At 60.5% G+C, this 12,606-nt stretch carries 8 protein-coding genes and 1 pseudogene; 1 reads left to right on the forward strand and 8 read right to left on the reverse strand.

Annotated elements, in window-relative coordinates; translation table 11 throughout:
- Positions 1-5 precede the first annotated feature (5 nt).
- The 7 genes and pseudogenes from nifE to X727_RS01000000165105 all read right to left on the reverse strand — a co-directional run.
- Positions 6-1,496 (reverse strand): nitrogenase iron-molybdenum cofactor biosynthesis protein NifE, encoded by a 1,491-nt coding sequence (gene nifE, locus X727_RS138475; RefSeq protein ID WP_023835161.1) that lies wholly within the window; start codon positions 1,494-1,496, stop codon positions 6-8.
- Between the two features lie 56 nt (positions 1,497-1,552).
- Entirely contained in the window at positions 1,553-3,094 is a 1,542-nt protein-coding gene (gene nifK, locus X727_RS138470; protein ID WP_023835162.1) for a nitrogenase molybdenum-iron protein subunit beta, read from the reverse strand.
- A gap of 125 nt (positions 3,095-3,219) precedes the next feature.
- Complete coding sequence (gene nifD / locus X727_RS138465; RefSeq protein ID WP_023835163.1) at positions 3,220-4,722, reverse strand: nitrogenase molybdenum-iron protein alpha chain; 1,503 nt, start codon at positions 4,720-4,722, stop codon at positions 3,220-3,222.
- A 98-nt stretch (positions 4,723-4,820) separates the two neighbouring features.
- Entirely contained in the window at positions 4,821-5,714 is an 894-nt protein-coding gene (nifH, locus tag X727_RS138460; protein ID WP_023706403.1) for a nitrogenase iron protein, read from the reverse strand.
- A 474-nt stretch (positions 5,715-6,188) separates the two neighbouring features.
- Positions 6,189-7,445 carry a HipA domain-containing protein gene (locus tag X727_RS138455; RefSeq protein WP_023835164.1) on the reverse strand — a complete coding sequence of 419 codons (1,257 nt, stop codon included), beginning with the start codon at positions 7,443-7,445 and terminating at the stop codon, positions 6,189-6,191.
- Positions 7,420-7,746 carry a helix-turn-helix domain-containing protein gene (locus X727_RS138450; protein ID WP_023690557.1) on the reverse strand — a complete coding sequence of 109 codons (327 nt, stop codon included), beginning with the start codon at positions 7,744-7,746 and terminating at the stop codon, positions 7,420-7,422. The genes X727_RS138455 and X727_RS138450 overlap by 26 nt, the downstream gene beginning before the upstream one ends.
- Before the next feature lie 213 nt (positions 7,747-7,959).
- Positions 7,960-8,830: pseudogene (locus X727_RS01000000165105) on the reverse strand (IS3 family transposase); the annotation flags it as partial.
- Positions 8,831-9,693: 863 nt separating this feature from the next.
- Here X727_RS01000000165105 and X727_RS01000000165110 point away from each other — a divergent pair.
- A complete protein-coding gene (locus X727_RS01000000165110; RefSeq protein ID WP_023727169.1) occupies positions 9,694-10,404 on the forward strand; it encodes a toll/interleukin-1 receptor domain-containing protein in 711 nt (236 codons plus the stop codon).
- Positions 10,405-11,514: 1,110 nt separating this feature from the next.
- Here the strand turns inward: X727_RS01000000165110 and fni are convergent.
- Positions 11,515-12,561, reverse strand: coding sequence for a type 2 isopentenyl-diphosphate Delta-isomerase (gene fni, locus X727_RS138445; protein ID WP_031198378.1), 1,047 nt, complete (start codon positions 12,559-12,561; stop codon positions 11,515-11,517).
- Positions 12,562-12,606 lie beyond the last annotated feature (45 nt).

The raw sequence follows: 12,606 nt of genomic DNA on the forward strand, positions 1-12,606 counted from the left end.
GCTTCTCAACACTCGCCGAAATCAGCGGCCGTCGTGCCGGAGAATTCCTGGACAGCATGCAAGGTCACGTTCTCGCTTTTCGTGCGCGGCAGTTCCTCCCCCACCGCAGGCTGGCAATCCCATGGTGCCGGCTCCCGTACCTGGCACCAGATGGGGTTTTGAATGGCCAGGTCGATCTGGCGTACGAGTTCCACCATGCCGTCATAGCCGGCGTAAGGGTGTTGGCGCTCCTGGTTGATGTCGAGCCAGGGTGTCTTGGCCTTCAGAGCGACGAATTGCGTGCGCCCGCCTGATAGCAGGATATCGGCCTTGTGTTCGGAGAGCATGGCGTAAAGCTCGCGCGCTGCCATCTGCTCGAATATATGGTTGTCGTCCTTGAGGATCTGCTTGATCCGCTCCTTGTCTTCGACGGTCGACTTCTTGACAGAGGTGCCGACGATCTCGATCCCGATCTCCATCAGCGCATGGACGACCGACCAGGACTTCACGCCGCCGGTGTTGAGCAGCACGCGCTTGCCTGCGAGCCTCGGCCGGTAGGCCGCTAGCTTCTTCCAGGCGATCGCCTCTTCCTCTGAAATCAATACCTCGGTGCGGCCGAGGATCTCCGGATCAGCACCCTGCTTCACGAGCAGCTCAGCTATGTTCCGGAGTGCATCCGAGGTATCGGTGATGCCGTAGAAGGAGCCCTCGAAAAACGGGATGCCCCAGCGCTCGTCCATCTTGCGGGCGAGATTGATGAGCGCGGTCGAGCACACCACCATAGCCGCCCGGGCGCGGTGCGCGCAGGCAATGTCGAAGTAACGCGCGTCACCCGGAATGCAGGCGCGCACCCGGATCCCGAGCCGATCCAGCAGCGGCTTCACCAGCCAGAATTCGCCTGAGAGGTTGAATTCGCCAAGGATGTTGATGTCGTAAGGGCCGGGATCGTCGGGCTCGGCCGTGCCGATGACATGATCGAGCAATGCCTCGCCGGCAAGCTTGTTGCCAAGATTCTTGGAGCCGGCGAAGCCCGGCGCATTGACCGGTACAACGGCCAAGCCGAACTTTTCCGCCGCGCGCTGGCAGACGGCCTCTATGTCGTCGCCGATCAGCGCCGTCACGCAGGTTGGATAGACGAAGATCGCCGGCGGCCCATACGCTTCCTTGATCTCGCGGATCCCTTTGAAGAGCTTCCGCTCGCCCTGCCCCATGACAACATCGAGTTCGGTGAGGTCGGTCGTGAAGCTCGTGCGCCACAGCGTTGGCCCGGACGAAGCCGCACCGCGGTTGTCCCAGGAATTGCCCTCGCAGGCGAGCGGCCCATGGACCAGGTGTGCGACGTCGGTGATCGGCTGCAGCACGATCTTGGCGCCATCGAAGGCACAGCCGCCGGCCGCCGCCCCGGGGGTCAGTGGCCTCGAACAGCCCACCTTGCGCGCCTTGGCATCCTTGCCGCGGTTCTTTTCGCAGCCAGGCTCGTTGAAGACATCCTGGATTTTGGCTCTGAGCAAGGACATTGCGTCGGTCTCCAAAGTCCCTCGGGAAGACGACCGGCCAAAGCCGACCGTCAAGCTTAGCGGGTGAGGTCATACGAATAGTCCGTCACGCCCGTCTCGCTTGTCTCGCGATCGAGCTTGTCGAAGATCTTGTCGAGGATCGTCGTCAGCACGCGCAACCCGCCTTGGTAGCCCATCAGCGCGAACCGATGGTGATGGTGGCGATCGAAGATCGGAAACGTCAGCCGGATCAGCGGCGTGCCGGTGTCGCGCTCCAGATACTTGCCATAGGAGTTGCCGATCAGCAGGTCCACCGGCTCGGTGAAGAGCAGGGAGCGCATCGCCCAGAGGTCCTTGCCCGCCCAGACTTGAGCATCCTTGCCGAAGGGCGATGATGCAAGCAGTTCCTTCAACTCCGCTTCCCATGCCGACGTGCCGTTGGTGGCGAGGCAATGGGTCGGCTCGCCGCCCGTCTCCATGATGAAGCGGGCCATGGCGTAGACAAAGTCCGGATCGCCGTAAATGGCGTATTTCTTACCGTGCAGCCAGGATTGGCTGTCCGCCATGGCGTCGACAAGTCGGCCGCGATCGAGGCGGATTGCCTCCGGGATTTGCTTGCCGGAAATCGCGGAAACCTCCATCAGGAAGTCGTCAGTCGCCTTTACACCGAGCGGGTAATGGAACGAGGCCGTCGCCTGCCCCACCCCCTCGCAATACTCCAGGGTTTTTCGGGTGTTGTAATGCTGCAGCGACAGCGTCGCCTCGGCGTTGAGTGCCTTCCTCACGTCTTCGATCTTCGTGCCGCCGTCATACATCCGGTATTCGCCGTCGGACGGCGTGTCGAACTGGTCAGAGGCGTCTTGGATCAAGGTATAGGACACGCCTATGAGGTCGAGCAGGCGCTTGAGTTCCCGGTTGTTGCCAACACAGAAGCCATCGAAACCCGGAATGACGTTGATGGTCCCCTCGGCTTCCGTTCGCTCCTCGCCTTTCCAGAAATGCTCCAAAATCCCCTTGAGCGTGACGTCGTAGCCATCGACATGACTGCCGACGAAGGCCGGCGTGTGGGCGAATGGTACGTCGAAGTCGCGCGGGATCGAGCCTTCGTCCTTTGCGTTCTCGATGAAGCTGTGCAGGTCATCTCCAATGACCTCCGCCATACAAGTGGTCGAGACGGCGATCATCTTCGGGTCGTAGAGTTGGTACGTGTTGGCGAGACCGTCGACCAGGTTCTTCAGGCCGCCGAACACTGCCGCGTCCTCGGTCATCGAGGAGGAAACCGCCGAAGCAGGCTCCTTGAAATGGCGCGACAGGTGCGACCGGTAATAGGCCACGCAGCCCTGGCTGCCGTGGACGAAGGACATCGTTCGCTCGAAGCCTGCAGCCGCGAACACCGCGCCAAGCGGCTGGCAGGCTTTGGCGGGGTTCACGACAAGCGCTTCGCGAGCGAGATTCTTTTCGCGGTATTCCCACGTCTTGGTGAATTCGCCTTGGTCGGCAACGATCTGGTCCGGGTGAGGACATTCGAAATTCAGCCTCTTCTCGGCGAGCATCTGCCTGTATTCCGGCTCGCGGAACAGGGGCGCGTGGTCGAGAACTTTTTCAGCCGACTGCGGCATGGGTGGTTACCTCTTTCCATCTGGCCCGCCATAGGGCGGCACAGGGACGTCGAAACGTTTCAGGTCTCCCGCGGACAAGCGGCCACAGGCGTTCACTGCCTCCCGGCTTCCGGGAGGCCAGGGTTTCATTCGGCTGCGATCGCCGCCGACGGCTCGGCTTTTTTCTTCCAGGGAGCGTCGTAGAGGTTCCAGACCGGGTTGTTGATGGCCAGGTCCATGTCTCGGGCGAAGATGGCGAAGCCGTCGTAGCCGTGATACGGGCCGGAATAATCCCAGGAATGCATTTGACGGAACGGTATGCCCATCTTCTGGACCGGGTACTTCTCTTTGATGCCGGAGCCAACGAGATCAGGACGGATCCCTTCGATGAACTTCTCCAGCTCGTAACCAGTCACGTCGTCATAGATCAGGGTGCCCTTCTTCACGTAGTGGCCGGTGCGCTGATAGTCGTCGTTATGGCCAAATTCGTAGCCAGTGCCGACGATCACCATGCCCAGGTCCTCGTATGCCGTGACGACGTGACGGGGGCGCAGCCCGCCGACATAGAGCATCACCGTCCTGCCTTCGAGGCGCGGCCGGTACTTGGCGATTACGGCATCGACCAAGGGCCGGTATTTGGCGATGACCGCCTCGGCCTTGGCCTCGATTTCCGGCCCGAAATGCTTGGCTATCTTGCGCAGAGAGGCTTCAGTCTGGGAGGGGCCGAAGAAATTGTACTCCATCCAGGCGATGCCATACTTTTCCTCCATGTGCCGGCAGATGTAGTTCATCGACCTGTAGCAATGGATGAGATTGAGTTTCGCCTTTGGCGCTCGCTCTATTTCGACCAGGGTAGCGTCGCCCGACCAGTTGCCGACCACGCGAAGACCCATCTCTTCGAGCAGGATGCGCGAAGCCCAGGCGTCGCCGCCGATATTGTAGTCGCCGACCACATTGACATCGTACGGGCCGGCCTCGAACTCGAGGTCCTTCTTCTCGAACACCCAGTCGCGGATCGCGTCGTTGGCGATGTGGTGGCCGAGGGATTGCGAGACGCCGCGGAAGCCCTCGCAGCGCACCGGCACGATTGTCTTTTCGTGCTCCTTGGCCTTGTTGCGGGACACAGCTTCGGTGTCGTCGCCAATCAGGCCAATCGGGCATTCGGATTGCACAGTCATGCCCTTGTTCAGCGGAAACAGTTCCTCGATCTCGTCGATGATCCGTTCGAGCTTCTTGTCGCCGCCGAAAACAATGTCCTTCTCCTGGAAATCGGAGGTGAACTGCATGGTGACGAACGTGTCAATGCCGGTCGTGCCGATGTAGTAGTTGCGGCGCTGAGACCAGGAATATTGCCCGCAGCCTACCGGGCCGTGCGAAATATGGACCATATCCTTGACTGGACCCCACACCACGCCTTTCGAGCCGGCATAGGCGCAGCCGCGAATTGTCATCACGCCGGGGATGGACTTGATGTTCGATTTGACCTCGCATTCGGAAAGGACCTCGCTTTCCTCGCCAGCCTCGTCGCCGCTTTTTGCGACGCTGAGGTGCTTTTTGCGGCGCTTCGCCGACTTGTCAGGATATTGCGACAGCACTTCCTCGATTAGCCTCGCATGGAGGCCACCGTCATTCTCGTATTCCAGGCTCATGGGACCCCTTTCAAGGTTCAGGGTGACGCCTCACCGACGAGGCGCCGTTCTTTGAAAGACGCACCAGGTCAGGCGGCGCCTCATGTCGGCAGTGGTCGCTACTGTGCGGCCGCCTTAGCCGCTTCCTTGACCTGAAGCTCGGCAAGCATCTGCTCGTCCGTCTTCATGATGCCGAAGTCGAGCAGCATGTCCTCGAGCTCCTCCATGGTGATCGGGGTCGGGATGGTGCCCTGGCCCGAATTCCCATGGATCTTCTCGGCCAGCGCCCTGTATTCGCCGGCCTGCTTGGAGTCCGGCGCATACTGGATCACAGACATCTTCCTGAGCTCGGCGTGCTGGACGATGTTGTCGCGCGGCACGAAGTGGATAAGTTTGGAATTGAGCCTGGAAGCAAGCGCCTCGGCGAGGTCGAGTTCGCGGTCGGTTTGGCGCTCGTTGCAGATCAGGCCGCCGAGCCGCACGCCGCCCGAATGGGCGTATTTCAGGATACCCTTGGCGATGTTGTTGGCGGCATAGAGCGCCATCATCTCGCCGGACATGACGATATAGATTTCCTGGGCCTTGTTCTCGCGGATCGGCATCGCGAAACCGCCACACACCACATCCCCGAGCACGTCGTAGGAGACATAGTCGACGTCGTCGTAGGCGCCGTTCTCCTCGAGGAAGTTGATTGAGGTGATCACGCCGCGGCCGGCGCAGCCGACACCCGGCTCGGGCCCGCCCGACTCCACGCATTTGATGCCTTTGTACCCGACCTTGAGCACGTCCGCGAGTTCCAGGTCTTCCACCGAACCTTCCTCTGCCGCGAGGTGCAGCACCGTATCCTGCGCCTTCGCGTTCAGGATCAGGCGGGTGGAGTCGGCTTTGGGGTCGCAGCCGACGATGAGGATTCTCTGCCCGAGGTCGACAAGGGCGGCGAGCGTATTTTGGGAGGTGGTGGACTTGCCGATGCCGCCCTTGCCGTAAAAGGCGATCTGACGCAAACCTGACATGTAGCTTTCCTTCCTTCGTTCCATTCATCGCGGCTGCCGCGACATGAATGCCGGTCGGGCAGCTGTAGCCGCCTCGCACCTAAGGATCTCAAGACTCGTGCCAATTTGGCTGATCGAACCGAAGAATAATTTAATGGTTGCTTTTCAGGGGTTTAGCCTGAGGGCCAAAGAAAGGATCGTCGCAACAGACCGTGTAGCGGACCCGACAATGGCGACACAAAGCGTCGGATCGCGATCCTCAGTCACCGAATTCGTTTGAACCGCGTCGTTATGTTGAAGTGGACGAACAGCAGCTCGATCCTGTTGGGTGAATTGCGGGATGCTGTCTGTTCCGGCGAGCTGACGTGCTTGCTCACGCGTGTCATCGTGGACACTCCGCGGAATCTTGCGCCACGCTGGCATGCCTTCGATCCAGCCATCCATAGGGCCGCGGATCGAAAGTTCCGCTATATCAGCAACCCGAGGGGACTCGGCTCACTTATCGGCGCAGGAGTTCAGTATCGGCGTCATCGCCTTCACATGTTCGTCCATCCGCTCGAGCACTTTTGCTGCGACAACGTCGCGCTCAGGCAGATGCCACCAGTACTCGTTGACGAGTTTGACCGTCTCGACCACTGCCTTTAGGACTGCCGGCTCCGGAAGCCTTGCGCGGTTCGCAAATGCTTTCCATCGCGGTGCTGCTAGCGCCTTGAACGAGCGCTCTCCTCCAAGCGACAGCGCCATGGCGTCGGCGGGAATATATGGCACAGTGGACAGGACGTCGTAGATTGGTGCAAGCGCGGGCTTGTCGCCGTTTCCGGGATACATCAAAGACCAATTCTTCAGGTGCATGTCGCCATTGCCGGTGATGACGCTCAGTGCCAGGCGGCGGACGAAATCGAGAGCCGCCGTAGGCGAGACGGCCACGCCAAGAGCCAAGGCTATGTCGTGATAAGCGGCCCCCTCATATTTGCGCGAGGGGTAGACACTGAAGACCTGAGCGAAATCCTCGATGTGTATCCTCTCGCCACCGGCGCCGCGATCGAAGCGTTTGACGAGAAGGACCTTGCCCTCCGACAGCGTATTGAATTCTTCGGGAACGCCCTCAAAATCGGACTTCTCGACCAGTTCGCATTCAGGAACCTCCATGCCGATTGCTGCTGCCAGCGCCAGGTTGGCGAATTCGTTCTCGGAAACGCCCGGAAACGCCGTCGAAGGGAACTTGGCAATGTACCGGCCCTGCTCGTCGTCCATCGGCAAGGTAAGGCCGCCGCCTTTTCCAATGTTCTTCATGACCGACAGCTTCATCTGCACGCCGGCAAGCGAGAACCGTGCCTTGGGGTGATCCTTTGAGCCATCCTTCGAAACCGTTATCGCGCCGTCACTGGGCAACGCCCGTACGGCTCCCGGCAGATCGGCGCCCAGTGCCGCTAAAAGATCGAAATCATTGCCTGGCCGCACATTGCCTTCGTGATGCCTTTCCATCGCCTCCCGCAATTTCTCCTCCGGCAGGAGGTTCGCGAAGAAAGCGGGCAAGGCGCCTGCCAGAGGCTTTGGATCTTTCCGCAATCCTCCCGTCGCTGCCCGGAACGACAGGCTGAGAACCGGAAAGCCGCCCGTCGCGCGGTAGGCGTCATCGAAGTTGAACGCATTGAAACCGCCCGGCGTCCTGACGATTGTGCCGATCTTCACTGCATTCAAGAGCACGTCCAGTGACGGGATCGTCTTAGGTGCGCGAAAGACTGGAGCCATGATCGTCATCGTCAGGTTGAGAAACAAAGGCGGGTCGATCGTCATCATCATGCGGACGCAATAGAGCCTGGACAGCCGGCACCATGGCTTGCGGAACCAGCATCATTTCCAGACCGAGCGCGCGAGCGATATTCATGAGCGTCGTCGCACGCGCGGCTGCGGCTCCCTTTTCGATGTCGCGATATCGGGGACGGGATATACCCGCCAAATCGGCGACCTGCTCCTGCGTCATCGCAGCGGCCAACCTCGCCTGCCTGAAAAACCCACCGATTTCCCGAAGAATTTCCGATTGAGAGTCCATAACGCAACCTATACGATCTATTCCAATGCGCGATGGTACGCAAAGGTATCTCATCCAGCGAGCAGTCAATGCTTCTATGATCTGTTTACATATCATATGTGAAGAAAATGATATGGAAAGAGTTCAATCTTCCTCTCTCTTTAGCGCCGCGCGGCAACGTCGTTCCTCCGAGAACTGAACCGCACCGGGTTTTCCGGAGGCCGTTTCGTTGAGTCACGCGGCCATGGCTGGGTCATACAGAATGGCGTAGTAGCGTTCCTCGGCTTCGGCCGGCGGAATGTTGCCGATGGCCTCCAGCAGCCGGCGATTGTTGAACCAATCGACCCAATCGAGCTACCGAACTCGACGGCTTCGAAGTTGCGCCATGGTCCGCGTCGATGGATCACCTCGGCCTTGTAAAGGCCGTTGATCGTTTCGGCGAGAGCATTGTCGTAGCTGTCGCCGACGCTGCCTACCGAAGGCTCAACGCCGGCCTCCGCCAGGCGCTCGGTGTATCTGATAGAGTCGTATTGGGCGGCCTCTATCGCTGTGATGGATCAGCCTGCCCCCCTGCACGGGCCGCCGATCATGGAGAGCCTGTTCCAGAGCGTCTAGAACGAAGCTGGCATGCGCCGTCCGGCTCACCCGCCAGCCGACGATCCTTCGCGCATAGGTGTCGATGACAAAGGCGACATAGACGGAGCCCGTCCAGGTCGCGACGCAGGTCAAGTCGGAGACCCACAGCATGTTCGGCGCCGGGGCATGGAACTGGCGATTAACGTGATCGAGAGGGCAAGGTGCGGCCTTGTCGCTCACCGTGGTGCGGATCGGCTTGCCGCGGATGATGCCCTCAAGACCCATGGCCCTCATCAGTGGGCAACCGTGCAGCGGGCGACGTCGAGCCCTCACGCTGTAACTCCCGCCAGACCTTGCGAACGCCGTAGACGCGGAAGTTGGCCTCGAACACGCGTCGGACCTCATCCTTCAAGGCCAGGGCCTCATCCCGCTTCGCCCGAGCCGACAGCCGGGAAGGATCGATGCGCTTGGCGACATGGTCGTGGTAGCTCGACGGGGCGATCGGCAGCACCTTCCAGATCGGCTCGACCCGATGCGGTTGCCACGTCCGAAGGCACGCCGGCGAGCACGGTTCATACAGCTGCTGTGGCCACCGTCCACCGGCTTTTCTTCGTAATAGGCCTAGTGCATGCGTCGCTGCAGACGGCCAACTGAAAGAACATTCAGCCAACGGCTATTTGACCTCGGCGCCGATGCGCTCGACGGTGGTCCTATTAAAGAGACGGGCTGCTTCAGATGCCGCACAGCCTTCATTTAGCTGAGTCGAGTGATTTCGGAGCGCTGATTGGGTTTGTTTCGGACGGCGTCCACCCTTTCGCCCGCGTTCGCGGGCTGCCTTCAACCGGGGCACCGTGGGCATTTTTAGAATAATACCCGCTAAGGTAATTCGAAGTTGTTTGGATTGACCGGTTAGCTCGGATCGGCCTGGAGCGTTCCCGGGTCGGTCAATCTGGTTCCAGAGATAGTCTTTGGTGATGCGATATGAGCCAAGGAGCGGTGCGACCTGGGAGAGCAATTCGACGGAATATCGATGCCCTGGCCTGGACATAACCGACAGGGGCTGAGATGACGGTAAGCGCGTAGGCTAGGCCCCGTGTCAGCATCACCAAAGCTGATAACCCTTGGACGGCTCGCAGCGTCGGGGACGACTACGGGGTGGCGACAAGGCGCAGCTTGAGGTGCCCAGACCGGCGCTTGAGAAGGCTCTAACTCAGGCTGGCTAGACCTCCGACCCGACAAGCTAACACAAAGACGCAACGCCCCGTTCGAGTTTATTGCTGGCAACAAGCCGGCTCCCCAATTAGAGGATTTCCCGGCTTAATTTCCAGCGTCGACTTGACTGCAAAAGACTTTCGCTGGAAGTGTCGACCTAGATTCGGGGGGCTCCATAAAATGGCAAGCAAGGCAAAATCGCGGAAGCGCGTTGGAACTCTAGAAGACCGGTTTATGGACGCCGTTAGAGAATTGTCGGGGGGCGGAAAAGTGAGCGTTAAGAACGCAGCCCTTTTCAATAAACTGGGTTGGATAGAAGAACGTTACACGACAACTAAGGACCGCCTGAGGAAGAATGGACTGATAAGAGGAGGTCCCGGTGGGACTATGTCCCTCCCCCAAAATGCGGCTAGCCCCAGTCCCAAGCCTCTCAAGGCGTTTATCTCCTACTCGCATGCAGATGCGGCTATCAAGGTTGACCTTCTAAAGCACCTTACGCCGCTGAGCCGACTTGGTCTTGTCGAGGCTTGGCACGATGGCGAAATCGAGACTGGCGACAAATGGGCGGACGCCATCAAGGGCAATCTAGAGAGCGCCGACATTATCATCCTCCTGATAAGCGTTGACTTTATCAACTCGCGTTATTGCAACCAGATTGAGCTAACTCACGCGATGGAGAGAGAGGCCAACAACACGACGGTTGTTATTCCAGTGATCGCGAGAAATTGCCTGTGGCAGGAAGAGCTCTTCGGGTCTTTTCAGGCGACCCTCAAGGGTACATCGATCGCAAGTTTCAAGGACCGCGACGAAGCTCTGACTTTGGTCGCGGCAGATATCAAGGAAAAAGCCCTTTCCATGCTTGCCAAAAAGAACGGGGTTGCTCCTTCCTAGATGTGCAATCTGCACAACATCACCACGTCGCAAGAAGCCATACGCCAGTGCACCAGGGCTCTGCGCGACCATCTCAGGCAACCTGAACCGTCCATCGACATCTACCCCAACCAGCCCCCAACCAGCCCGGTCCGGTGGTCCGCAATGCGGCAGACGGGCAACGTGAAGTCGCCAACCTGATTTGGGGAATGCCGACACCGCTCGAACGGGTCAAGGGCAAGGCCGACTACGGCACGACCAATATCCGCAACCCACAATACGGCCATTGGCAGCAGTACCGTTGGGGTTGAGCATCGCTGTGTGGTGCCTGTGACGAGTTTCTCGGAGCCCAGCCCAACACCCGGCATTCCATCTCGGCCTCGAGCACCTCCTGCATCACCGCACGGAGAACTTCGTGCAATCCATCCGGGTTCGAAAGCAAAATGTCTTTGACGGCAAGCGCCGGCGGTCTTAGTCAGTCTTGGTCACGGTGGCGTTCCTTCGCGGGAAATCAGGTGACGTGAACAATCACCAGCCTGCCATGACCGCCCCCTCTCAGCGAATTTGCAGAACTCTCAGCACACTACCTCATCTCGATTTCGGGCCAATCGCATATGGAGCTCCCCCACTCCGTCTCGGCTTCGCCGAGCCACCTCTACCCCCACATTCGTGGGGGANGTGACGTGAACAATCACCAGCCTGCCATGACCGCCCCCTCTCAGCGAATTTGCAGAACTCTCAGCACACTACCGGGGCAGATGTGGATCGGTGCCTAATTGGCGTAACGCCAAGCAAACACAAGGGATCGAGGCTGGCTTACCTTCTCCGTTGCTTGCAGGAATACTCCTTCATTGCAATGGATTTGCGCCATCTGCTCCTGCCGGTCTCCCGCCGCACCTGGTGTTCCGGCCCTTTCAGGGGCTCGGCTCGATCGGCGTGACCACCCTGATCAAGCATCGACATAGCCGTCGAATACCGCTTTACTCTCGGCTGTCCAGTCGGGCGTGGCGGGGCGCTTCCCTGATGACGAAGCAGCACCCGAACAAGCCCGTGACCAGCGTGTCCCCGCTTCCGAGACTTTCTCACTCAGTAAGGCTATGCGCCCGCCGCCACCTGCGGGCTACGCCGGCATCAACCGGCGGGCAGATGGGCCGAGGGCAATAAGCGGGCCTGGCGCAACGCCCCCAGATCAGCCGAGCCGGTGCAGAAGCAGGCGACGGCCAACTGGCGGATGACGATCTCGAAATGCGCGACAACTGCCTCGGTGGATACCGTAGCCGCGCGCAGCACGCCGGCTGCCTGCCCGGCGATGTCCGCGCCGAGGCGGATAGCCTTGGCTACGTCGACGCCGTCGCTGATCCCGCCCGACGCGATCAGCTTCACCGCTGGCAGCGCCCGACGTACCGCCTGCACGCTGGCCGGGGTCGCAATCCCCCAATCGGCGAACGCCATCGCCACTGCGCGGTCGGCGGCATCGCGGGCGCGCTCGCCCTCCACCGCGGCCCAACTGGTGCCGCCGGCGCCGGCGACATCGATCACCGCCACGCCCGCCTGAACGAGCGCACAAGCCACCGAGGGAGAGAGGCCCGACCCCACTTCCTTGGCCACGACCGGCACGCCGACGCTACGTGCGGCGCGAGCGATCTGGGCCAGGACGCCGCGCCAGTCGCGGTCGCCCTCCGGCTGTACCGCTTCCTGCAGCGGATTGAGATGGACGATGAGTCCATCGGCCTCCAGTGCATCCACCGCCCGGCGGGCAAGGTCCAGGCCGTCGGGCTGGCGCAGTTGCGCGGCGCCGATATTGGCCAGCAAGGGAACGTCTGGGGCGAGGCGGCGCAGCGCGCGCGTCAGCCCCTGGGAGTTGCGGGATTGCAGGCTCACGCGCTGCGAACCGACGCACATGGCGATCCCCAAGGCTTGCGCTGCCTCGCTCAGATGCCGGTTAATGGCCTCGGCGCGTGGCATGCCGCCGGTCATGGAGCTGATCAGCAGAGGCGCGCGCATGGTCTTGCCCAGCAGCGAGGCGCTGAGGTCGATCTGCGTCAGATCCAACTCGGGCAATGCGCAGTGTTCGAAGCGAATGTACTCCCAGCCGGCGGCCTTGGCCCGTGCCGTTCGACTATCCAGCACGATGTCCAGGTGGTCGTCCTTGCGCCGGCTCAGGTTGGTGTCGCTGATGCTCGCTCCATCCGCCGCATCGGGCGACGGCGTTGCGTCGGATCG

The organism is Mesorhizobium sp. L103C105A0 (assembly GCF_000502215.1).
Taxonomy (GTDB): Bacteria; Pseudomonadota; Alphaproteobacteria; order Rhizobiales; family Rhizobiaceae; genus Mesorhizobium.